At 55.9% G+C, this 23,821-nt stretch carries 21 protein-coding genes; 2 read left to right on the top strand and 19 right to left on the bottom strand.

The window, feature by feature from the left end; all coding sequences use genetic code 11:
• Window positions 1-233: 233 nt before the first annotated feature.
• The 3 genes from TH25_RS07900 to TH25_RS07890 form a co-directional block, all read right to left on the bottom strand.
• Window positions 234-3,431 (bottom strand): efflux RND transporter permease subunit, encoded by a 3,198-nt coding sequence (locus tag TH25_RS07900; protein ID WP_114087883.1) that lies wholly within the window; start codon window positions 3,429-3,431, stop codon window positions 234-236.
• 24 nt (window positions 3,432-3,455) lie between these two features.
• Window positions 3,456-4,655 (bottom strand): efflux RND transporter periplasmic adaptor subunit, encoded by a 1,200-nt coding sequence (locus tag TH25_RS07895; protein ID WP_114087882.1) that lies wholly within the window; start codon window positions 4,653-4,655, stop codon window positions 3,456-3,458.
• Window positions 4,656-4,728: 73 nt separating this feature from the next.
• Window positions 4,729-5,310, bottom strand: a complete 582-nt coding sequence (locus tag TH25_RS07890) for a PadR family transcriptional regulator (protein WP_114087881.1) — start codon at window positions 5,308-5,310, stop codon at window positions 4,729-4,731.
• 326 nt (window positions 5,311-5,636) lie between these two features.
• Here TH25_RS07890 and TH25_RS07885 point away from each other — a divergent pair, with 326 nt between their 5' ends.
• Window positions 5,637-7,199, top strand: coding sequence for a helix-turn-helix domain-containing protein (locus TH25_RS07885; protein WP_258549076.1), 1,563 nt, complete (start codon window positions 5,637-5,639; stop codon window positions 7,197-7,199).
• Window positions 7,200-7,474: 275 nt separating this feature from the next.
• Complete coding sequence (locus TH25_RS07880) at window positions 7,475-8,206, top strand: MipA/OmpV family protein (protein WP_181847478.1); 732 nt, start codon at window positions 7,475-7,477, stop codon at window positions 8,204-8,206.
• A gap of 100 nt (window positions 8,207-8,306) precedes the next feature.
• On the opposite strand, the gene TH25_RS07875 is transcribed toward TH25_RS07880, so the two are convergent.
• From TH25_RS07875 to TH25_RS07800, 16 genes are all read right to left on the bottom strand, one after another.
• Window positions 8,307-9,560: a beta-ketoacyl-ACP synthase gene (locus TH25_RS07875; protein WP_114087879.1), complete on the bottom strand. Its 1,254-nt coding sequence runs from the start codon at window positions 9,558-9,560 to the stop codon at window positions 8,307-8,309.
• Window positions 9,557-10,282 (bottom strand): 3-oxoacyl-ACP reductase FabG, encoded by a 726-nt coding sequence (gene fabG, locus TH25_RS07870; protein WP_114088010.1) that lies wholly within the window; start codon window positions 10,280-10,282, stop codon window positions 9,557-9,559. The genes TH25_RS07875 and fabG overlap by 4 nt, the downstream gene beginning before the upstream one ends.
• A 17-nt stretch (window positions 10,283-10,299) precedes the next feature.
• Window positions 10,300-10,800 carry a hotdog family protein gene (locus TH25_RS07865; protein ID WP_114087878.1) on the bottom strand — a complete coding sequence of 167 codons (501 nt, stop codon included), beginning with the start codon at window positions 10,798-10,800 and terminating at the stop codon, window positions 10,300-10,302.
• 59 nt (window positions 10,801-10,859) lie between these two features.
• Window positions 10,860-12,143 (bottom strand): beta-ketoacyl-[acyl-carrier-protein] synthase family protein, encoded by a 1,284-nt coding sequence (locus TH25_RS07860; RefSeq protein ID WP_114087877.1) that lies wholly within the window; start codon window positions 12,141-12,143, stop codon window positions 10,860-10,862.
• On the bottom strand, window positions 12,140-12,850 hold the full coding sequence (locus TH25_RS07855) for a DUF3261 domain-containing protein (protein WP_114087876.1): 711 nt from the start codon (window positions 12,848-12,850) through the stop codon (window positions 12,140-12,142). The genes TH25_RS07860 and TH25_RS07855 overlap by 4 nt, the downstream gene beginning before the upstream one ends.
• The gene (locus TH25_RS07850; RefSeq protein WP_181847476.1) at window positions 12,847-14,127 is read right to left on the bottom strand and encodes an NAD(P)/FAD-dependent oxidoreductase; all 1,281 of its coding nucleotides are present in this window, start codon (window positions 14,125-14,127) and stop codon (window positions 12,847-12,849) included. Before TH25_RS07850 ends, TH25_RS07855 begins: the two co-directional genes overlap by 4 nt.
• Window positions 14,099-16,519, bottom strand: a complete 2,421-nt coding sequence (locus tag TH25_RS07845) for an MMPL family transporter (protein WP_114087874.1) — start codon at window positions 16,517-16,519, stop codon at window positions 14,099-14,101. Before TH25_RS07845 ends, TH25_RS07850 begins: the two co-directional genes overlap by 29 nt.
• On the bottom strand, window positions 16,516-17,154 hold the full coding sequence (locus TH25_RS07840; protein ID WP_114087873.1) for a LolA family protein: 639 nt from the start codon (window positions 17,152-17,154) through the stop codon (window positions 16,516-16,518). The genes TH25_RS07845 and TH25_RS07840 overlap by 4 nt, the downstream gene beginning before the upstream one ends.
• Window positions 17,151-17,558 (bottom strand): acyl-CoA thioesterase, encoded by a 408-nt coding sequence (locus TH25_RS07835; protein ID WP_114087872.1) that lies wholly within the window; start codon window positions 17,556-17,558, stop codon window positions 17,151-17,153. The genes TH25_RS07840 and TH25_RS07835 overlap by 4 nt, the downstream gene beginning before the upstream one ends.
• A gap of 66 nt (window positions 17,559-17,624) precedes the next feature.
• The gene (locus tag TH25_RS07830) at window positions 17,625-19,364 is read right to left on the bottom strand and encodes a glycosyltransferase family 2 protein (RefSeq protein WP_114087871.1); all 1,740 of its coding nucleotides are present in this window, start codon (window positions 19,362-19,364) and stop codon (window positions 17,625-17,627) included.
• 15 nt (window positions 19,365-19,379) lie between these two features.
• Window positions 19,380-21,110 (bottom strand): ApeI family dehydratase, encoded by a 1,731-nt coding sequence (locus tag TH25_RS07825; protein ID WP_114087870.1) that lies wholly within the window; start codon window positions 21,108-21,110, stop codon window positions 19,380-19,382.
• Entirely contained in the window at window positions 21,107-21,694 is a 588-nt protein-coding gene (locus TH25_RS07820; protein WP_114087869.1) for a COG4648 family protein, read from the bottom strand. Before TH25_RS07820 ends, TH25_RS07825 begins: the two co-directional genes overlap by 4 nt.
• Window positions 21,675-21,938, bottom strand: coding sequence for an acyl carrier protein (locus TH25_RS07815; protein ID WP_258549075.1), 264 nt, complete (start codon window positions 21,936-21,938; stop codon window positions 21,675-21,677). Before TH25_RS07815 ends, TH25_RS07820 begins: the two co-directional genes overlap by 20 nt.
• A complete protein-coding gene (locus tag TH25_RS07810; RefSeq protein ID WP_114087868.1) occupies window positions 21,935-22,198 on the bottom strand; it encodes a phosphopantetheine-binding protein in 264 nt (87 codons plus the stop codon). The genes TH25_RS07815 and TH25_RS07810 overlap by 4 nt, the downstream gene beginning before the upstream one ends.
• Window positions 22,185-23,009: a lysophospholipid acyltransferase family protein gene (locus TH25_RS07805; RefSeq protein WP_114087867.1), complete on the bottom strand. Its 825-nt coding sequence runs from the start codon at window positions 23,007-23,009 to the stop codon at window positions 22,185-22,187. Before TH25_RS07805 ends, TH25_RS07810 begins: the two co-directional genes overlap by 14 nt.
• The gene (locus tag TH25_RS07800) at window positions 23,002-23,814 is read right to left on the bottom strand and encodes a beta-ketoacyl synthase chain length factor (protein ID WP_114087866.1); all 813 of its coding nucleotides are present in this window, start codon (window positions 23,812-23,814) and stop codon (window positions 23,002-23,004) included. The genes TH25_RS07805 and TH25_RS07800 overlap by 8 nt, the downstream gene beginning before the upstream one ends.
• Between the last annotated feature and the right edge of the window lie 7 nt (window positions 23,815-23,821).

Genomic DNA, 23,821 nt, shown 5'->3' with positions numbered 1-23,821 from the left:
TTTCAGGAACCGGGCGTATCCACGACCCTGCAAGACGATATTTCCTTAAAAAGGGCCAGTCGGTATTCCCGGCTGGCCCTTTGTTTTGGTCTGTTTGCGGTCTGTTATGGCTTTATCATTTTACAGAACGGAAGTGTATCTGCCGCTTTCCAGCCGGGCTTGGTTCGTACAAGCAAAAGCTGCCCGTATCACGGGGCAGCCTTTGCCAGGAGTGTTCGGGGCCTGTTACTCATTCAGGAATGGGCTGGAGCTTTGGGCCCGCTTTGATCATCGTGGCGGGTTTTTCCTTTATTACGCCAATGCCGCCAGCGCTTGCCAATCCGGCCGACCATCAACAGGGCACAGGGGGTAAAAACCAGTGTCAGTACGGTGGCAAAGGTCAGGCCAAAGGCAATCGAGGTTGCCAGTTGCACCCACCATTGGGTGGAAGGTGCGCCAATGGAAAACTCGCGGGTGACAAAATCGATATTGATTTGCAGCACCATGGGCACCAAGCCCAAAATGGTGGTCACGGTCGTTAACATCACCGGGCGCAAACGCTGGGCACAGGTTTGCAGGATGGCATCCTCGATGCTGTTCGCCGTTAGTTTGAGCCGGTCATAGGTGTCGATCAGCACGATATTGTTATTCACCACGATCCCGGCCAGCGCGACAATGCCGATCCCGTTCATGACAATCGAAAACGGCTGGCCTGTTAACAGCAACCCGCCCAATACCCCGGCGGTGGACATGATAATGGCGATCATGATCAGAAGCGAACTGGTGATCGAGTTAAACTGCGTTACCAGAATAATGAACATGATGAACAGCGCGGCGGAAAAGGCATTCTTGAGGAAGTTTGCCGATTTTTGCTGTTCTTCATCCTGGCCCTTGAACTCGACATTGACACGGGGGTCAATATCAAGGGTTTTCAGCCATTCCTTGACTTCCTGCACCTTGGTATCAACCAAAATGCCTTCGGTGACATCGGCCTTGACCGTAAGCGCACGGCGGCTGTCCACCCGGTGCAGGGTGCCGGTTTTGTGCTCTGCGGTGCGGGTAACGAAATTTGAAACCGGCACCAGCCCCTTGTCGGTGACGATATTCAGGCGTTGCAATTCCTCCAGGGTGCGGCGGTTTTCGGGGAAGCGACCCACAATGTCAATTTCCTCGGTCGAATCATCGGGCCGGTAGGTGGAAAACAAAATACCGTTTGTCACCAGCTTGACCGTATTGCCGATGGTGGCAATATCCGCGCCAAATTTTAACGCCTGGGCGCGGTCTACCTTGTATTCCCAGTCAATGCCGGGCGGTGATTTGCCGTCTTCAAAATTGTAAAGACCCCCCATTTTTTGGAGCCCGGCCATGATTTCGGCCGATGTTTTATCGAGAAGATCGGGATAAAGCGAACGCAACTGAATCTGGACATCCTTGCCCTGGGGCGGGCCTGCTTCGGCAGCCTGGATTTCAACCTGAATACCCGCCAGGTCACGGGTTGCCTCCAGGATTTTATGTTCGATTTCGCTGGCCTTGGGGCGTAGCTGCCAGTTGGCATATTCCAGTTGGATCACGCCAATCACATCTTCCGGGCTGTTATCGCCGCCCTGGGCGGATGCGCCAGCCCGGCTGTAAACCGTGTCAAACCAGTGATGGCCGCTTTCGGAATGGTCATCAAGGGCAAGAATGCGGTCTTCGACCTGATGGACCAGAGCGTCCTGCTCGTAATAGGACATGTTGCCCCGCGCGCGAATTTGTACGGCGGCATTCTCCGGCTCGACAGAGGGGAAAAATTCAAATCCCTTGCCAAACATGCCAAAGGCCCACCACACGGCAATCAGGATCACGAAGGCCGCCGGAATGATCAGCCAGTAAACCCGCAGCGACTTTTGCAACAAGCGAATATAAAAGCCGGTCCCACCGGTCAGTTTTTTAAGTTGATCGGTCTCGCCTGCGGCCACGGCATCCAGGGCTTCGTTGGAACTGGTGCCGGGTTTGCCAAACCATGCGCCCACGGTTGGCACAAAAATAAGCGCCATCGCCAGCGAGGCCGACAGGGTAAACAGCACCGTAATGGGCAGGAATTTCATGAAATCGCCCACCACATCGGGCCAGAAGGCCAGAGGCAAAAACGCTGCCAGTGTGGTGGCCGTCGAGGCAATAATCGGCATTGCCATGCGTTTGGCCGCCAGCGGATAGGCCTGTTTGCGGTGCATTCCATCGAGCATTTTACGGTCGGCATATTCGGTGACAACGATGGCACCATCAACCAGCATGCCAACCGCCAGGATCAGTGAAAACAGCACAACGATATTCACCGTCATGCCCAAGGCCCACAAAATCAGGATCGCTGTCAAGAACGAGCCGGGAATGGCAAGCCCCACCAGCAGGCCCGACCGCCAGCCCAGTGACCAGATCACCACCACCATCACCAGTAGAATTGCCAGAATGACGCTGTTTTGCAGGTCATTAAGCATGGTGCGAATGTCGGAGGATTTATCCTGTGAATAGGTGACCTGAACGGTTTCGGGGTAGGCGGTGGCATCTTCGGCCGTGACAGCCTTGACCGCATCAATCACATCAATGATGTTTTCGCCCACCCGTTTGGAAACTTCAATCGCAATGGCGGGGCGGCCATTAAGCCGCGCAAAGCTGGTGGCATCCTTGAAGGTGCGGCGTACCTCGCCAATATCGCGAAAGCGAATCACCGAATCCCCGTCCACCAGCAGCGGCATGTTCAAAATATCATCGACATCTTCAAACAGGCCGGGAACCTTGATGTTAAAGCGCCCGGCACCCGTATCCAGTGCGCCTGCCGCCACCAGCGAGTTGGAATTGCGCACCAGCGAGACAATATCAACTCCCTTGAGCCGGTAGCTTTCAATCTTCATCGGATCGATGACAAATTCCACCAGCTCCTCGCGGTTCCCGGCAAGGTTGGCCTCCAATACCGCCGGGATGCCTTCAATATCGTCTTTCAGGTTGCGTGCCAGGCGCAAAAGGGTCCGTTCGGGTACCTCGCCCGACAGCGTGACAACCAGAACCGGAAACAGCGACAGATTCACTTCATGCACTTCGGGGTCGTCGGTATCATCGGGCAGGTCGGATTTGGCAATATCCACCCGTTCGCGCACATCGGCCAGCGCATCGTTGATATTGACGTCGCTGTAAAATTCCAGCGTGACCGATGCCCCGCCCTGATAAGCCTGCGAGCGCATTTCCTTCACACCTTCGATGGTGCGCAATTGCTGCTCCATCGGGCGTAACAGCAGGCGTTCGGCATCTTCGGGGGAAATCCCCTCGTGATGGATCAAAACATACAGGATCGGAATTTGCACATCCGGGTCGGCTTCCTTGGGGATGGCATTATAGCCCACCCAGCCCGCCACCAGCAGCAGGATCAGCGTCATGATGACGGTGCGCGAACGGTTCAGCGCAAGATCAATAAGGGACATGGTTGAATTTCCTTTGCGCGCCGCTCAGTTGCCGGAAACGCTGGTGCTGGTGTCGCTGGTCGCATCGGGTCCGCGGGCCTGTGCGGTATCACTGCCGGTCGCGGGTGTGGCACTGGTCGGAATATGGTCAATCCGGTCAAGCGTCACTTCCGTGCCTTCCTTGACCCAGTCCTGTCCAACGACAATCAGGTCGATCTTCTCGGGCAGGCCACTGATCCAGACCTTTTCCCGGTCGCCGCCCTCCAGGCTGACGGGGTAAAACACCACCTTGCCCTGTTCAACACCGCGCACGCCCAGTTCGCCCTGATCGTTCAGCGTCAGGGACGAGGACGCGATTTGGTGGGCCTTGTCCGTGCCAACGGGAATAACCACCTCTGCTGTCATGCCATCGGGAATGGAATGGTCGGCATTGTCCATTTCCACCTCGATGCGATAGGTTCGGGTGTCGTTATTGCTGGCAATGGCAGTGTAGCGCACAACAGCTTGTCGGGTGCGACCATCAAACAGGCGCACATGGGCCATTTGCCCGACATGCAGTGCCCCGATGGAATGTTCGGGCACATGGGCAACCACCAGCATCGGGTCGGGTTGAACAATGGTGGCGATGATGTCACCAACCGATACCAGATCGCCCATTTCAGCCGGGCGGGTTTCAATAACACCGTCAAATGGGGCGCGGATCGTGGTTTGGTTCAGCTCAACCTCGATCGCCTTTAAATCGGCGCGGGCCTCTTCCAGGGCGGCTTTGGATTCTGCAACGCCGGTTTTTGACCGGTAATCTTTCTTTGCCAGGCTTTTGGCAGCGTCATATTCCAGTTCGCGCTGATCCACCAGGGCCCGGGCCTTTTCCAGCCGGGCCGGGCGGTCATCGGCGGCAAGGCGCACGATCATGTCGCCCTTCCTGACCGTTGCGCCCTTTTCGACACCAATTTCAACAACGCGCGATGATGTTTGCGCCCGAATATCGGATTTGGTTGCCGCCTCGGTATTGCCGGTTTGGACAAGGTGCCGGACATGGTCCTGTGCGCTTGATGCCATCACCCGGACAGAGGGCAAAGGAGCCGCTATTTGGGATGAACCGCCCTTGTCGGTTGCGCCTGTGGCGGGAGTGGCGGCGTCGGTTTCCTGTGCCGGGGCGGGTTCCGCGCCGGGGATCATGCTGGAACCGATCCACAGGGCCGCGCCAACAACCAGCGCGATGGCGATCAAACGTGAAGCATTCATTGGTTTCGCGTTCCTAAAAGGTCTGTGCCTGTTTTTTTATAATTGCCGCCGGGGCGACGTGCGCTTTCTGCGATCAGGGCCTGCCAGCGCGACGGTTGCGTAGCTCGGTTAAAAACGATTCTTTGTTTTTGTCGATAAAATCCAGGGTGGCCTTGCACACGGCTTCTCCCAGTCCGCCAATAAAGTCAGGACCGGCCATCTGGCAGGGATTTTCGGTATTTTCCGGCCCGGGGCCGGATTTTGTCGGACATTTGGCCTCGCGGATATGTTCAAGCATGACTTCCTGGCGGCTGCTATATTCGTCGATCAGGGCTTCACACAGTTCAACCGGAAGCTCGTGGGCAAAGGACAGCAAAAACAGAATGTCAGACCGGTAGCGGTCCTCGCCGGGGCGGGTTTGGAAAAGGGTGCGCAAAAATGTTCGGCGGCCTTCCGGGGTCAGGCTGTATACCTTTTTGTCGGGGCGGTTTTCCTGTTCCTGGGCGGTGAATGTCACCAACCCTTCCTGGCCCAGCTTTGTCAGGGCCGGGTAAATCGAACCGAGGGACGCCATCTGGAAATAGCTGAAAATACCCTCTTCAAACATTTTGCGGATCTCGTAACCGCTGGCGTCACCCGCCATCAGCGCGCCGAGACATAGGGACCGGATATCCATTGCCGTTTGTGATGCCTTTATTCATGAATTCAATATATCGGTTCGATATAGTCTTAATTGTTATATATCGAACCGATATAGTCAATTTCAGTTTTGTTATGGAAGAGAATTTTTATCAACAGTTGAGTCTGTGATATTCTGTCGTTGTTCATTGGCAAAAACTGGCTGAAAAAAACGAATATGGCGTCCGTTCGTGCAGGATCGGACGCACGAAATTTTATTCGGACATATAGAATGGATACAGACGGGCCTGCATATGGGACCGGAAATACCGGACAGGTCAACCGCAAGGTATGGCCTGTATGGTTGTGCAGGGTGGAAGAATTTTGAAGACAGTTAGTTTCTATGAAGGTGTGGAGCTGTTCATCTCGGTTTTGGGATTGATGCAGGCGGGCTTTTTTTGTGTCTTGTTGCTGTCGGAGGGAAAGCGGGCGCTGCGGGCCAATCGCTGGATGATGCTGTTTATTGCCGCAGTCTGCGCGAACCTGATTGAGGATGTCGTGGATGTTTTTGGCGGACCCGCACTCAATTTCTATGACAGCCTCATATTTTTGCCCTTCAACTTCGTGATTACGCCGGCAATTTATCTGTATTTTTGCGAGGCTGCAGGCCGGACAAAACTGAATTACAGGCTGCATTTCGCGGTTGTGCCAATTGTTGCCAATCTGACATTCTGGTTGCTGATTGGCATCGGACCAATGCCCGTTAATGGCGAACTGAGCTATGAACTGGCCGAAAGAAGCAGTCCGCTTATGGTTGCTTTGCTCAATATTCTTCATTTCGGACTGTATGTTCAGGCGGTGATTTATGTTGTTTTGCTTTGGCGGGTGGCGGTGCGCTATTTCCGGCAGGTGCAAAAGCAGCTTGGTGCCCAGCGCCAGGACATGGTGCGCTGGTTACGGAATGTTTTAGGCAGCGTTTCGTTTATTTTCCTGGTTTTTGTGGTGCAGGAAGTGGCATCCGATTTTCGCTGGGATGCCTTTTTGTGGTCCTTTCAGTTTTTGAATGTGGCCTTCCTGCTGGTGTTTTTCTGGTTAAGTTACACCCTGGCAACACACCAGGTGGTGTTCGTGTTGCCCGATTGGGATGACACTGAGGGTCATGACATGGAAGACGGGGCCGACCCGACCGAGCCTGGCCGTTCGGTAAAGGATATCGGGCAAATGGGCAGAACGTCGGATGAAATTCCGTCAGATGCCGCATTCATCAGTTTATATGATAAAGGTGCCGGTGAAAAAACAAGTGGCGGAATTTCAGGGGATGGAGAGTCACCGATTCGTCACTTTCTGGACAAAACCGAGTCTGGCCTGGTTGTGGTTGACGCGGCGAAACCTGTAACGGGTTTAAATGATCTGGTCGGGAACCCCGGTCTTGCGCATACGGCATCTGGCATGCGCCAGCATCCCGGTTCCGTCGGTTCCGGAAGTTTTGCGGGCAATGGTGAAGCACGGGCCATACCCGATGATGATGCAGCAGCGGCAAAGGAGCCGGGCCTGTCGCTGCCGATAGACGTAACCACGCCGCGGCCCGTTTTGGATGAAGAGGATGCCGCGCGCGCCAAACGTCGCCTGATGATCATTCACGGCCAGGGCGATTTGCTGCATGACCCGATGATTTCGCTGCCCAAACTGGCGCGTGCGGTGGGTCTGTCGCCCAACCAGCTTTCCTATGTTCTGAACCATCATATCGGGCAGAACTTTTTTGACTTTGTAAACAGTGCCCGCATTGCCGAAGCCCGCCGGATTTTGCTGGGCGAACCGGACCGACCCATTCTTGATGTTGCTCTGGCGGTGGGGTTCAATTCAAAATCGACCTTTAATCTGGCGTTTAAAAAAATCACCGGCGAAACACCCAGCAGCCTGAGAAGAAAGGAAAATGGCACGTCCTGATGCGCATTCGGACGCTTTGTGCGTTTGAACGTATCTGTACGGACGCCGGACTGCCTTAAAACCGGCAAATTGGTTTGAAGATTTGGGACACGAGCAATGTCTGGGCCCGGGCCCTTAAAAAATCGATCATTTCAAATCAATGGCGGAGATTTCTTCAGGACATGAGACTGCATCATTTAAGTTATTGCGTGTTGCCGATAAGCATGGCTGCTGTGACATTCCCTGTCGTTGCAAAGGCCGATGACGCAGCCGCACCCAGGACGGTCAACACGACCATGTCAGCAAATGATGACAATAGCGCACAAACCACGTCCTATCGCGATCAGTGGCTGCAGGGGCATTTTCAGCTTGGTGCCGTGGGTACTGTCGATACGTCGCCCTATCGTGGGGCGGATAATGCCGATTTTGGCGGCTTGCCGTGGCTGGCTTTTGACAGTGAACGCCTGCATGTTGGCATTGATGGCATCCGGGCGAAAATCGTACAGGGTAACTGGGGCAGCGTTTCCATTTTGGGAAATGTGCGGATGAAACCGTTTGATGACGATGACAGCCGCTATCTGCGTGGCCTGCATGAAAGGGACTGGGCCTTTGAAACCGGTGTGGCCTATGACCGCCAGTTTGGCCCGGGCGAAGCCCATATCGAATTTCTGCATGATGTGAGTGGCGAGCACGAAGGCAAGCAGGCCGATGCCACCTACAAAGTACCGTTTCAGAGCGGACGTTTCCATTATGAAGTGGGCGGTGGCGTGATGTGGCGCGATTCCGACCTGAATAATTATTATGTCGAGGTTCGCCCCAACGAGGCCCGTGCCGACCGCGCGGCCTATTCGGCCGATAGCGCCTTTTTGCCGCATCTTGATGCGTCGGTGGCGTATCAATTGACGGCACAGATGATGGTGCGTGCCAACGCCAGTGCCACCTTCCTGCCAGACGAATATACCGACAGTTCAATCATCGAGGATGACGTGATCTACGGTGTTGGCCTGGGGCTGGTTTACCAGTTTTAATCCCCGTTGCCAGGCTGGCAAAGCAGGCAGTGCAACCAGATCCGTCCCCCACCTGGTGCACTGCCTGCCTGTGCCACATCAAAAGGGAATGAATGTGCCATCAGGCAATGGCGTTGGCGTTACGCAAAATCAGCGATGTGTTGATGCCGCCAAAGGCAAAGTTGTTTGACATGATATGGGTGGCGTCCATATGTCGGGCGCTGCCTGTGATATAGTCCAGCTTGCCACATTGCGGGTCCACCTGTTCCAGGTTGGCGGTGGCAACAAAGCGGCCTTCGCGCATCATTTCAATCCCCAGCCAGGCCTCAATGGCCCCGCACGCGCCCAGCGAATGGCCAAAATGCCCCTTCAGGGTATGGAGTGGCACCTTGCGATTAAATACCGCCTGTGTGGCAAGGGTTTCGGCAAGGTCGCCATGATCGGTCGCGGTGCCATGTCCGTTAACCAGGTCAATATCACGGGCAGTCAGCCCGGCATCATCTAACGCGCCCTGCAAGGCAACCTGCATTTTGTCGGCGGCGGGCTGGGTAATATGGGTGCCATCCGAATTGCTGGCAAAACCGGCAATTTCGGCGTAAATCGTCGCACCCCGCGCACGGGCATGTTCATATTCTTCCAAAATCAGGGTGCCGGCCCCTTCGCCAATCACCAGCCCGTCGCGCCGCGCGTCATAGGGGCGCGGGGTGTTGCTGGCATCGTCATTATTGGTGCTGGTGGCAAACAGGGTGTCAAACACCGCCACCATTGTCGGGCACAGTTCCTCGGCCCCGCCCGCAATCATCACATCCTGCATGCCATATTTGATGGCTTCATAGGCATATCCAATGCCCATGCTGCCCGATGTGCAGGCGGTTGATGTGGGAATAACCCGCCCGCAAATACCATATAGCACACCAATATTGACTGCTGCGGTGTGGCTCATCATCTGGATATAGCTGGTTGCGGTAATGCCGTTCGATGACCCGGTTTCAAAAAGCTGGGTAAAACCCAAAACCGGCGGCGTGCTGCCAAAGGACGACCCATAGGATATCCCCAGCCGTCCGCCTTGCAAAATGGCTTTATCATCACGCAGGCCTGCATCCATCAGGGCGTTTTCGGTGGCGGCAAGGGCCATTTGCGCAACGCGCCCCATGCTGCGCAACTGCTTGCGGCCAAATTTCCCCGCCAGTGAAAAATCCCGCACCGGGGCGGCCAGGCGGGTGCGAAGATCGTATTTTCCGTCCCAGTCTTCCATCCGGCAAATGCCGGTTTCGCCATCATTCATGCGGGTACGAATGCTGTGCCAGTCATTGCCAAGGGCGGTTACGCCCGACATGCCGGTTACAACCACGCGGCGGGGGAAATGCAGGCTCATAACATGCCGCCATTTACGCTGATGACCTGGCGGGTAATGTAGGCGGCATCGGCGCTGCACAAAAAGGCGATGGTGGCGGCAATTTCGTCGGTTTTGCCAAACCGGCGCAGCGGAATCATGGCGCGCAAGTCGGCCTCGGGCAGGTCGGCGGTCATTTGGGTTTCAATAATGCCCGGTGCCACGGCATTGACCGTGATATTGCGTTTCGCCAGTTCCAGTGCCAGCGATTTGACCGCGCCAATGATCCCGGCCTTGGAGGCCGCATAATTTACCTGCCCGCGATTGCCGGCAATCCCGGCAATCGATGTCAGGGCCACAATACGCCCCGGTTTGCGCCGTTGGACCATTGGCATGACCAGCGGTTTGACCACATTGTAAAACCCGCCCAGATTGGTGTTGATCACCGTATCCCATTCGTCATCTTCAAGTGCGGGAAAGGCGGCATCCCGGGTGAGACCGGCATTTAAAACCACACCATAGGGAGCCCCGTTTTGCGCCAGGTCAGCCTCGATCGCGGTGCGGGTCTGGTTACGATTGGCGATATCGAACTGAATGGGGCGGGCATTGCGGCCCAGGGCGGCAATATCGGCGCAAACCGCATCGGCCCCGGCGCGGTCGGCATGATAATGCACGATAATGTCAAAGCCATCACGGGCGAGGCGGCGGGCGGTTGCGGCACCAATGCCCTTGCTGGCACCTGTTACCAAAATGGTGTCTGTCATCGAACCCTGATGTTCCATTATGATGTTGGTGTATTTTCTGCCTTTGGCTGATACACGTTTATCCTTGCGCTGACAATCACCTGTCCGTCCCGGCAGACGGTACCGTCAAACACGCCCATTTCGCCATCCTCAAAGATGTTTTCCACATCAATTGTTAAATGGTCGCCCGCCGTGAAGCTGGTTTCATGCAGGGTCATTTTGCGGGTGCCCAGCAAGTAACCGATGCGCGGTTCGCTGTTGCCGGTTGTGCTGGCCTGCCAGGCACGCCAGCCGCTATAGGCCGAAACTGCCTGGGCGATATATTCGATGCCCACATAGGATGGAACACCGTTTTCGGGGGTATAAAACAGACTGTTTTCATCAATCTGAACAGCAGCCTTAAGGGATGTGTCATCGGCGGCCAGAATGCGGTCAATCAGCAACATGGGCTTAGCGTGCGGCACCAGCTTTTCAATGGCGGGAAAACCATTTTGTGCCGGTGTTTCTGCGGGGGGAGAGGGGCTGTGCCGTTTTGGCATTCCGATGGGCCTTGTTTGGGGTGAAAATTGCCCGATACGGGCGGTTTAAGGGATGGTATTTATGGCTGGTCCCAGCCGGTTGCCAGAATAACCGAGGCATTGCTGCCGCCAAAGGCAAAGGAATTGCTGAGCATGGCGCATTTTGTCATCGGTGGCAGGCGGTTATTGCCTTGTGAAACCAGCTTGATGGCGGGCAGGTCGGGGTCGGGTGCGCCATCCCAAATATGTAAGGGCAGGGGGGCACCCTGTGGCGCATCGAACAGGGTGAGATATAAAATCGCACTTTCAATTGCCCCGGCAGCACCCAGGGTATGGCCTGTCAGGGGTTTGGTGGAACTGACCGGCACATGGTCGCCAAACAGGTCGTGAATGGCACGGGATTCCATACTGTCATTAAGCGGGGTGGCGGTACCATGCATGTTTAAATAGGCAATATCCGCTGGTGCCATGCCCGCCTGGTTAAGGGCGGCCCGCATTGCCGCCCGTGCGCCGATGCCTTCCGGATGGGGGGCGTTGGGGTGGTGGGCATCCGATGTTTCGCCAACACCCATCAGGGCAATAGGGGCGGGGTCGCGCCGCATCACGAAAATGGCCGCCCCCTCGCCAATATTGATGCCGTCACGATTGGCACTCATGGGGCGGCAGCGCCCTTCTGCCACCGATTGCAGGGCGGCAAAACCGGCAATGGTCAGGCCACACAGGCTGTCCACCCCGCCCACCAGCACAGCGTCGCAAAGCCCAGCCTTTAGCAATCGCTGCCCGGCGGAAAACACCTTGGCACTGGAGGAACAGGCCGTGGAAATGACATAGGCAGGCCCGCCCAGGCCCAGGGCCTCGCGCAGGAAATCGGCCGGGGCGCCAATTTCCTGGCCGGAATAGGTGAAATCCTCTGGCAGGGCGCCTTTTTGCAAATATTCCCGGTAGGACTGCGTGCCTTCGTCGATGCCCGATGTGCTGGTGCCAAGGATGACGGCAATGCGCTGTTTGCCAAAACGGGCAATGGTTTGGGCAATACAATCATCAATCTGCCGGGTGGCTTCCCATAACATTCGGTTGTTGCGGGTATCGTGATGCTGCAAATGGGCGGGCAGGGCGGCGGGTTCGCGGGCGATCTTGCCCACGGTTACGGTTTGGCCGGGTAAAAAGCTGTCAACCTCGACCATATTGGCTGCGCGTGTGCCTGCAAGGCTTTGCCGTGTTTCATCTGGTGTCATGCCAAGGGCGGAAACCATGCCCATTGCGTGCAGATAGCAGGCCGGGCGCGGTGATTTTCCGGTCTGGTCGGGGGTATCTGTGCAATGGTCAGGCGTGGTGCTGTTCCCGTGTGGAACGGTTGCTGTCATTGGCTGTCAATCCGCGATGACTGAATGTCGATCTGATAGCCATCACGCAGGTTATGCAGGCTTGCCGCCCCCTGCCAGCGATCTTTTTCCGGATAGGTGATGGTGCTGTAGGGAGTTTTTGTGCCATCTTCATCGATGGTCACAATTTGGCGGTTATCCGGGTTGGACACCATTGCCATATCGGCAGGCAGAGCATCGCGGACTATGTTTGTCGGCCAATAGACCATCATGATATCCACCAGCATGCGGGCCGGGTCAAAGGCATCAGGCATCCAGTCGGCCTTCTCAAAGCTCAGGCCCCGTTCGCTCCAGTTGACCTGCATGGCACGGCGTCCCATCGGGTCGAGCATCACCATATGCACCTGGCGCGGGGCCAGGCTGATGCGGGCCTGAAAATCAACCGACTGGCCGTTTTGCCAGGTGGCATGAACCTTCTGGATCACATCCACCCGGTTGGCATCCTTGGCCCAGGGCATTTGCGGCAACACAAACAGGGCATTTTGATCATGGTTCAGGGCTACGATATGGTCGGGTTCGGCCGCGTTTAATGCGGCCTCATGCCGTTTGGCATGTTCCTTTTGTTGCGAGTTGGAAAAATCAAACGCGCCCAAATCAAGGGTGCCCATGTCAAAGGGCAGTTCCATCGGTTTGGTGCAGGCCGCCGTTAATAACGACGCAGCAATGATAAAGGCAGGACCAAATTTCACAGGCTTAACTCGTGTAACAGGTTCAAATATCGGTCTGTCTTGGCGACCAGCGGGTTTTCCATATTCCAGGCATATCCGGCCAAAATTGACACCACCATGCGTTTTAACTGCAAATCGCGATCCGGCTGATTAAAAATAATCTGTTGCAAACGGCCATCATACCATGCCTCGACATAGGATTTGAATGTCGCGATCCCGGCATTCAGGGGCTTGGCAAAGTCGTTTTCCCAGTCGGTTGCGTCTCCGTTATGGCGGGCAATCAGGGCTTTGGCGGCCAGTTCTGCGGAATAGAGTGCAATGGTAACGCCCGAGGAAAAGACAGGATCCAGAAAACCCGCCGAATTTCCCAATAAAACATAACCATCCCCATAAAGATGATCATTCCCGTTGCTATAGCTGGCGATGGCGGCAAGCGGGTGGGTTTGCTCGGCATTTTTCAACAACGTGCCCAGCGCGGTTTCGTCCAGCAGGCGGGCAAATAGGGCGTCGTCATTTTCCTGTGTGCGGGAATCGGGGGCATCGGTGGGGGCGGATGGGTCCGCCAGCGGGTAAACCACCCCGACCGAGGCCGTGCCATCGGCAAAGGGGATCAGCCAGTACCAGACATCGTGGCGATCGGGATGTACCGTGATCAGGATTTTGGTGCGGTCATATTCTGGCGCGGTGATGCGGTCGCGCATATGGGTAAACAGGGCCCGGCGCGGCATCAGGCTGGCGGTATTGGGATTCCCGCGCAATTTGGGAATAACCCGGCCATAACCACTGGCATCGACAACAAAACCGGCCTGAATGGTGCCGGTTTGGTCATTGTCATCCTGCCAGGTCAGGTGGCAGTCACCCTCGGCCAGGTCGGCTGCAATAATACGATGCCCGAATTTGACGGGCACACCGGCCTTGATGACGGTGTCAATCAGGGTTTGATCAAAGGCATCGCGCTTGACCTGAAAGGTCGTGCTCCAGCCGTCATCCTCGAACCGGTCATGAAAATCAATGCTGCAATGCTGTTCGCCCCGGGCAAAGGCGGCCCCGTTTTTAAACTGAAAGGCCTGTGTTTCTGCCTGAGCGGCAATGGTTTCGGTCAGTCCGCATTTGTCCAGTACATTCATGCAAAAGGGCAGCAGGCTTTCGCCAATGACAAAACGCGGGAAATGTGCGGCCTCCAGCACAATGACGGACAAACCGGCATCGAGCAAAAATTTTGCCGCAACCGCACCTGCCGGACCTGCCCCGATGATGGCAATGTCATATTTACGCATCGCCATGCCCCTGTGTGTCATGTGTCTGGTTCCGGTGGGTGGGGGTGTCATCGTCATACATATCTTCGTCGTCTTCGTCTTCGTTTGCGTCCTGTACCAGGTCATGTAAATGGCCTGCCGGGTTCATGCTGCGTCGCCCGGCCATAACGGGGGCCAATATCCACGCGGCAATCAGGCCAATGGCAATGACTGTGCCAATATCGCTGACCAGCGGTACCGAACTGGTCGCCAGCAGGCCAAAGGCCAGCACACTGCTGATCAGCGAAAGCAACACCGCCAGGCTGGTATCCTGGTCATGGGGGCTGTTGCGACTTTCGGCCAGAAACAGCACGTAATCCGCGCCAATGGCAAAAACCAGAAACAGGGCCATTGTGGTAAAAAAGTTGTGCGGCACCCCCAGGGCAAAGCTGCCTGCCAGCGCACATAACACGGCCCCGGCAGGCGCACCAAAGACGCAAATGCCATCGCGCAGGCCGTAACGGAAAACAGCCAGCACCAGGGCCGCAAACATGGCAACCCCCAGCGCCAGATATGCCCAGTGGCGATAGCGGCCAAACAGGTCGGAAATGGCGCTGGCCGGGTCGATCAGATGGACATTTTCCAAGTCGCCCAGCGCGGTTTTTAAGGCGGCGACATCCTGTACGCCACGCAAACGGACCAGATCGCCCTTCCCCGATTGCAGGTTTGCCAGTTCGGGCAAAACAAGCAGGGTTGCGGCATCGGGCAGAAGGAAGGATGCTTTGGCCGGGTCGGGCGGGGTGATGTTAACAGGCAGGTTCTGCGCCAGTTGGGCGGCAAAGGGTGCGTAAAGTTTATCGCGCACCAGGGCCATATTTTCGGCCTGGCGTTTTTGCGACGGGATAATATCGGCCAGGCTGACCATGCCGCCCAGCGTGCCATTTTCCAGCAGGGGCGAAAGTTTTTCGCGCAGTTTTTCTTCGGTTTGCAGGCGGTCCTCGCTGGTTTTGCCTTCGATGCGCAAAAACATCGGGCTGGCTCCCAGGCCCATCACATCGCGAATGGTGATGGTTTGTTTGATCAGGCTTTCATTGCCATGCCCCAAATTGCGGATGCTGTCATTGCTGGTGATATAATGGCTGCACGCGGCAAACCCCGCCAATATCACCATGACCAGCGACAGCCGTCCCCAGGTGGGCGGCGTGATGCTGTATTGGGCATAACGCAGGGCGGCAACAGACCGGCGAATGGGCAGGTAATTGCGCACCGGTTGCACGGGTAAAAACGGCAGCAGGAAAATCACGGTCAAATAGGCGGCAATCAGCCCGGCGACTGAATAAATGGCAATTTGGGTGAGCAGCAGGGTCGGGCTGATCGACAGGGCGGCAAAACCGACAATGGAGGTGATCAGCCCCAATGTCAGCCCCGGTAAAATCATCCGCAGGCGTTTGCGCGCACTGCCGCGTGCCGGATCAATGCTGACATAATGCAGGGCATAATCCACGGCAATGCCAATCAGGCTGGCACCGAAAACCAGGGCAATGGCATGGACTGTGTTGAAAATCATGGTGACGGCGGTAATACCGGCCAAAATGCCGCTGCCAACCGTGATCAGGGCGGCCAGCAACGGCCCCCAGGAAAAAAACACCAAACCCACCATAAAGACAATGCCGGTGGTTGCCAGCATGGCAATGCGTTTGACATCGGCTTTGGCATGGCTGGATTCGGCGGCGGCAAAAAACACCTGGCCGCTGCGGGCCACCTCAATATCCGGTGTTTTTTCCAGGGTTGCCACGATGCGATTGGCATCATTTACCCACTGGGCATCGCGGTCGGAACTGGCAAGGCGCGGGTCAAGCGAGGCAATAACCGGCACATAAAACCGGCCGTCGCGATGCACAACACCACTGCCATCGCCCAATTTACCGGCCATTGCCGCCAGATAATGCGGCAGCAGCGAAAACGGATCATCCCTTAACGAACGGGCATTAATGGTGCTGGTTGGGGAATAAATGCTTTGCAGGGCGCGGCGATACAGTTTTGCCCCCTGATCCGCCTTCAGGGCCTTTCGGTCCTGCGGGGACAGAAGGGCGGTGGCGTGGGGCTGAAAAAACGCCAGCAATTCGGGCAGGCGTCCGGCCTGATCATCCGGTGTGGTGACTTTTTCGGTGCCGTTGATCCAGGAAATGCGCCCGCCAAGGTCGGTTGCGGCATTGATGGCGCGTTCGCGCGTGGGGGCGGAAACCATGAAAATAGCCCGGCGGGAATCCTGGGCCAGCACATGTCGGACATTGTCGATGTCGTTATACATGTCGCTATCTTCAGGATTTTCCTGGCCGATCAGCGAAATGAAGTCGGCATCAATGCGGGTGTGGCCGCCGCCAATTTGCCAGGCACACCAGGCGGCGGCCATGACCAGGCAAATGATCCAGGCTGTTGCGTGGCGGCCTGTCATTGTGCAGTTGTTCCGGGCAGAAGGGATGCCTTGTCTTTGGGCAATGGCAGGGCCTTTGCCTGCTGGTCGGTCAGTGTGATGTCGTCATAATCACCGCCCGGTTTGTTTATGCGCACCTGGTCCACATAGCGGGTACCGCTGGCAACAATATCAATAATCTGCCCGCCAATCGCGCTTTCACCAAAGGGGACGAGGCGCACCTGCCATTCCGGTTCCGAGGGCGGGGAAAATTCAACGTGAAACCGGTTTTCAAGCGCCGACCAGTTGCCTTCCAGAACCGATGAAATCAGATCGACAAACACGCCAAATTGCGCATTGCCCCCCACAACGCTGCTTTTTTCGCCATCGGCATCAATATTGGTGATGCCCGTCGGGCCCAAAATGGTGGTGCCGGGAAAGGGTTTTTTTGTTTGCCAGATCAGCCCGCCTTTGGGAACTAGTGTAAAGTCTCCGGTGGATTTCAGCGCGGCGTCAAAGCCAGCCAGATGACGGTCCAGGGAAAATTCTCCGACAAGATAGTGTCCCTTTTCAAGGGCCACGGCACCGGGCCGGGCGGATGCGGGCTTTGGCAACAGCATGGTGCTGGCGATTAATCCGATACACAGCAGGGAACGCACGAAACGGGCAGGGGTCAATTCATTGCCTCCAGCTTGTCGATCAGAAAGTCGGGGCTGCGAAACAGCATTTCGCCGCTGGCCTTTTCGATAGCAACCTGAATGGTAAAACCCTTTGTCAGCTTTTCGCCGCTTCGGGCATCCGTGATCAGGTAACTGATTTTCAATCTGTTTTCATATTCGATCAATGTGGCAGTGATTTGAATTTTTTGCCCGAAACGGCAGGGGCGGACATATTTTACCCGCATATCCACCACCGGCCAGACATAGCCCGACGCATCCATTTGCGGATAATTATAGTCAATCACATCCAGAAGGGCACAGCGGGCCTGTTCAAAGAACTGCACATAATTGCCGTGCCAGACCACATTCATCGGGTCCAGATGATAAAACTGGATGGTTTCGGTAACGCTGGCACTGATCATTTTCGGGTGTGGCCTGCAAGATGAAAGGGCGGAGCTTTATCAAAGATCAATGCCGGGAAGCGATTGTTATTCTTGGTCATTATCATCCTCTGGCCGGGCCCAGAAATCAAAAAAATTGTACCATTGCAATGGATGTGCCCGCACCCGTTTTTCCAGCCATGCCATATATTGGCGGGCATAGTCGGTAATGGCTTCGGTGCGGGTGGCACGCGGTAAAACGACACGATCGGCCAGTTTGTCCCAGGCAATTTCAAAACGCCCATTGTTGCGCCATGCCGCAGCCATGTAAACGGGACAGCCCAGTAAATGTGCCAAAATAAAGGGTCCTTGCGGCAATGGGGCCGGATCCCCCAAAAAGGGCACCATCACGGTTTTATCGCGCGCGCCAATGGCAACGCGGTCTGCGGCGATGACCACCCATTCGCCCTGTTCGACCTTCTGGCTTAACATGATGGCCGTATCAGGGCCGATTTCGGTGACTTCGATCAGATTAACCTGGGATTCCGGGGCCAGCTTTTTAAGGACCTTGCCAAAGCGGGCGGCGTTTTTTTGATGCAGCAACACATTGACGCGAAAATCGCGGTCGCGGCTGGCAAGGGCACGGATGATTTCGATATTGCCAAAATGCGAGACCAGTAAAACAATCGCCTGATCCTTGGGAATGAAGGAAAAGATGCTGTCATGCCCGGCAGGCAAAACAATATCATCGAGTTTCATTTCCCCGGTCCAGCCCGCAACCTTATCCAGCGCGGCTTCGCCAAACCGCCAGAAATGGGCAAAGCTGTCGCGCCAGCGCGGCGGATGTGTGCCGTTCACCCGCGCCATTTTGCGCAAATATTTGCGCGATGCCTTGCGTGCCGTTTCCCCGGTTAAAAAGAAATAGGCAATAACCGGAAACATCACCGCGAGGCACAACCAGCGCCCGCCTGTTTTGTAAATCCAGCCCAAAAACCGCATGCCCCAATACATGCCACGTTCATCCATATCGGCCCAGTGGCGGGCGGGCGAGGTATCGCTTTTGGCGGAAAACCGGGGGGATGTAAGGTGACGGCCGGCGTTTTGGGGCGCACGCTGCCAGCGACATCCCTGTAACACAAAGCCGGGCAGGCGCAGGGTCATGCCCAAAACCAGCCGGATGTGCATCAGCGTGATCCGGACATTGTCCTGCCACATGCGGAAATTGGAAATATTGCCATCCGGATAAATGACATTAACGGGGACATGAACAACATCCACCCCGCGCCAATATTGGCGGACCATGATTTCGGTATCAAAATCCATTTTTGCGCCCACACCTTCGCGCTGCCAAACCAGAAGGGTGCTATCAAGCGGATAGACGCGAAAGCCGCACATGCTGTCTTTGATGTGAAGTGACAGGGTTTCCACCCAGACCCAGAAATGCGTGATCCAGCGGCCAAATTTGCGCCCGGCGGGGATGCTGTCATCATAAACCGGTTTGCCGGTAATAATGGCATTGGGGTTATTGCGGGCCGCGCGCAGCATATCGGGGATGCGGGCCAAATCGTGCTGGCCGTCGGCATCGACCTGCAGGGCGTGGCTGTATCCATGTCGTTTTGCGGTGGCAAAGCCCTTCATCACGGCAATGCCCTTGCCGCAATTTTCATCAAGGCGATACACCGTGACCCCGTGCTGGGGATTATGCAGGCGCGAAATGGCATCGCGCGCAAGCATGCCTGATCCATCATCGACAATAAAAACCGCAAGGTCGTTGGCACGCAGCGCGCTGACCACATCGGCCAGTGCCGTGTGATGGTTATGGGTGGGGATAACCGCACAAATCTGCATGAAGGCCGGGGTCCTTTAAATCGCCTGCGAGAATTTGATGATGCCGCTGGAATAGTCGCCTTCCGGGCCGGAATAGGTGAATTTGACCTGGCCGCGTGCGGCATCATGCGTCAATTGAAGGTGAATGTGATCATCGGGGGTGATGACCTTGCGGTATTTTAGCTGGGTAACTTCATAAGGCGTCATCACAATATTGAAAGCATCCCGGGCATAGTGAACCGCCCAGTGCAATTGCACAACACCCGGCAAAACGGGGGAACCGGGGAAATGCCCCTGAAAATAAAGCATATCTGGCGACAGGCGCAGGGTTAGCCGGGCGCTATCATTTTCGCGTGATCGGGCGACAATGCCCGGCAATAAGGCGGTTGGGGTGGTTGACGCTGGTTGCGCAAACAGGGCGCGGAGCAAATGCAATGGTTTTTTGCCCTGGCTGTCTGTGGGCAGGGTTTCAACAAACCGCCAGCGGCGCGGCAGGGCGGCATCTTCTTCGTAATGGCTGATATGGCTGCGTAACGCACGCCCGGTTTGAAAGGTGCCATGTTGCTGCAAATAATGCTGACCCTGCGGGATCAGAACGACAATGGCGGCGAGCCGGTTGTCATTTTCATCGGGCAGCAGGGCAATGGCGTGTTCCACCCAGTCATGGTTGCGCAAATGGGTTTCGACGCGGTCAAGCGAAATGCGCTTGCCTTCGATTTTCACCACACGGTCCGCCCGGCCCAACAGGCGAAAACGGGGGTGCCCGTCGGGTCCGTTAAAGGCAACGCGATCAGCGGTATGATACCAGTTGTCCCCGTCAATATGCGGGGCGGCGACCATCAGGCAGCCTTCGGCATTTTGGCCGGTTTTGACATCGGGCAGGGGCTGCCACGGGGTGTCGGGGCTGTTTTGCTGGCGCCAGGCAATGCCGCCGGTTTCGGTGCTGCCGAGAATTTCGGTTGGCCAAATGCCAAGGGCGGCATGTGTAAGCTCTGCCGATTTTTGATCCAGTGGTCCGCCCGAACAAAATATCCGTGCCGGTCGTTTTGCCTTGGCCAGGTCCGGATGCAGGTGCTGTAAATGGGCGGGGCTTGTGATGATGATGTCGTTTGTGTCCAGGCCCGGAATAATATCTTCCCAAAACCGGGCCTGACGCGCCATGAAAGGTACCCCGGTCATGACCGGCCAGATCACACGAAACAACAGGCCATAAATATGCTGGTGAGAGACCAGGCCCCAAATGCGGCAATCCGTCGTCAGGTCCGTTTGCCAAAGCGGCGTTTGCAGGGCCATTTCGGCCTCTAGCTGGGCCAGTGTTTTGGTAATGGCCTTGGGCGCGCCGGTGGAACCGGAGGTGTAAAATATTGCCTGGCAGGTTTCGGGGGCAGGTAAATTTTGCGCCAGTGTTGCGATATGGCCCTGTGCCATCAGGCGGTTTTCGGGTTCCGCCAGAATGGCGGCAATCGCCGCATCGTCCAGGAACAGCTCAAAGTGACCGGCCATTTCATCAAGATAACCCTTGCGGTTACTGGCTGGTAGCACCGGTATGCCGCGCACCAGCCAGGTGGCGGCCAGCGCGATCAAAAACAGGCGGGATGACTGGCAGTGAATGGCAATATGGGGTGCTGCGTCATTTTTGCGCAGGCAGGTTGCCAGCTTGGCAATATCGGCGGCGATCATGCCACGGTCAAAGGCGGTATTATCCTCGAAACAAATAACAGTCTCGCGCGATTTTGACATGAGCAGGCCTGCAAAAAAGCCGTTCATGCGCCCGATATCCTGTTTTCATGACGTCGGCGCAGCCAGCGGCGTACCGGCCATTCGCCAATAAAGAAAATGCCTGTCAGCACATAGGAAATAAACCCGTTATACAGGGTCCATTCTTCCAGCGTGCCCCACAGGGCCGTTGCGGTGGCAATGCCCGCACTACAGACAAAAAAGGCCACCCACACGCCGGTGAGTTTGCGGGTATAGGCAATGCCATAGTCGTCCAGGTCGGGATGGCGCAAACGGGCAAAGCGTTCAATGACCGGGGGCGGGTATTTGAGCGACAGGGCAAACACGCCAGCCAGCACCAGATTGATCAAAACCGGATACATGCGCAGGGCCTGCATGTGGGTCTGATAACTGATGCCGGTAATGATGGCTGCGACAGCCAGGGTTACAAGGGCCGCAGCGATTTTTCGCGATACCAGAAAAAGCACCGCGCGCGCGACAAGCAGAACCAGCAGAACCCCCAACACAATGCGTGTCGAAAAATGCGACAGCCCATAATAGGCCAGGACGGGATATGCCGCGCCAATTATCGCAAGCAGGATGGCAAGAATACGCTTAGGCGTTGACCAGGGCATGTATTTTTTCCACGACATCATCAACCGTCCGCACCGAGCGAAATTCGGTTGCCGGGACCTTTTTGCCGATCAGTTCCTGAAATTTGACAATCAGGTCCACGGCATCAATGCTGTCGAGGTCCAGATCCTCGAACAGGCGGGCGTCGGGTGAAATGTCTTCGCTGGGCACTTCAAACAGTTCCACCAGATAATCGTGCAACTGCTGATAAACATCCTCGCGGCTTTGCATGGCGGGTGTTGTCATGCCTGCCCCCGCGACATTTCAATGAATTTTGCCAGATTATGCACCGACGCAAAATGGGTTTTCACGTCATCATTTTTGGCATCAATCCGCACATCGTATTTTTTTTGCAGGGCAACGCCCAGTTCCAAGGCATCAATGGAATCAAGGCCCAGTCCCTCAACAAACAGGGCCTCGTTACTGTCAATATCCTCGATCCGCAAATCTTCCAGATTAAGCGTGTCGATGATGAAAGCTTTAAGCTCGGTCTCAAGCGTGGTCATGGCTTAGCCTGTCGCAGAAGTAGTTTTTTATCACCGTCGTTAAGGCGCGGGCCTGGCGGGCACGCCCCTCGGACGGGTCTGTCTTTCCCGTTACGGGTATAGTCGATCCGACACGAACATTATATTGTATTTTTGTGGGTGGTATTTGGTACCACGGTGTGCCTTTTTTCAGGGTGTCGTGATTACAGCGCACGATCACGGGAATCAAGTCGGCTGGCGCATTAATTGCGATATTTGCCACACCACGTTGCAAAGGTCCCAGTATTTCGCCGCTGGCGGTGCGGGTTCCTTCGGGAAAAATCATAACGCAATCACCGTTGCGCAAATGGCAGGCGGCATCGGCCACAAGTTTTTCCGGGTTGTCATCATTGCGAATAAACCCGGCGGCCCGCACAACTCCTGCCATAAACGGATTGCGAAAAAGCTGGTGTTTGACAACACACTGACAGCGATCCATTTGGGCGAGGATGATCACGACATCAAGCAGGGTGGGGTGATTGGCAATGATCAGTTTACCGCGCGCCTGATTGAGTTTTTCGCGCCCGTCAAATTCAACCGATGCCACCCCGGTTATATTCAGGACAAAGCAAAACAGCCGAAAACTGCGGCATATAACAAATTGTGCCGCGTGGCGGCGTTTTGTCCGGTCACGTATCACCAGCATCATCAGGGGAAACAGCGTTAGGGCCAGCAACAATGCGCCAACGCCAAAAATGCAAAAAGCCAGGCCCGTGGCAAACAGCCGCCAGACCTGCCGGATTTTATGATCCGCTGTCCGGGCTTTGTTGCGGGGCAGGCGCACCTTATCCATGATGCACCATGTTCCAGGCAAAGCTGTGTCCTGTCAGCAGACTTGTTGCTTCCTGCCCGTTCAGTCTGCCCGTTTGCAGGTCTGTCAGAAAGTCCGCCATTTGGCAGGCATGGGCGCAGGGAAAGGTGGCGTTGTGGTTTGGTGCTGTTTTTGCCGGGACGGAAACCGGCTCAAATTCCAGCTTGATCGGGGGGCTGCTGTTTAATGTCCTGTTCGGTGCTTCGGGTGCTTCTAGGTACAGGGCAAAGGCGGTGCCTTTCATGCCCTTGGGGTCGTTTTGTGCATAAACCTCGGGCAGGGGAAGGTCTATATATATAATGACAACCGGGCTATGCGGATCATCGGCCAGTTGGCATAAGGCCTCTGTCAGGGCGGCGATGAAACTGTCATTTCCTGCCGAAATGGCGCTGTGCGCCTGGGTGATGCCCCAATTGATCGAGGCAACACCCACCAGTGCATTATGCACCGACATGCTGAAATCGGCAGGCGAGGGGATTTCCTCGCGCGCGATTTGGCCCAGCAGTTTCAGGGTGCGTTCGATATTGCCATGCCGGGATGAAAAAATAACCCGGCACCGGCAAATATCCTCGGGCGAAACGCCGTCTAGTACCTGACCCAGGACCTCGGCACTGGCCCGGCCAAACAGGTCCAGGCGTCTGCGCCAGGCAGGCGCTATGCTTCGCGCCAGGTCCTGATTGTCAATCCCGGCTGCTTTTCCGCCAGACAGATGTGTCCTTAGGGTCGGGTGCGTGGCATGGTCCTGCCAAAGCGCCCATCGGGAAATAGAAGCCGGGATAGACTGCATCTTGGAC

The organism is Thalassospira profundimaris, assembly GCF_003326755.1.
Lineage (GTDB): Bacteria > Pseudomonadota > Alphaproteobacteria > Rhodospirillales > Thalassospiraceae > Thalassospira > Thalassospira profundimaris_B.
The sequence above is the reverse complement of the archived record's forward strand: the minus strand, read 5'-3'. Positions and strand labels throughout refer to the sequence as shown.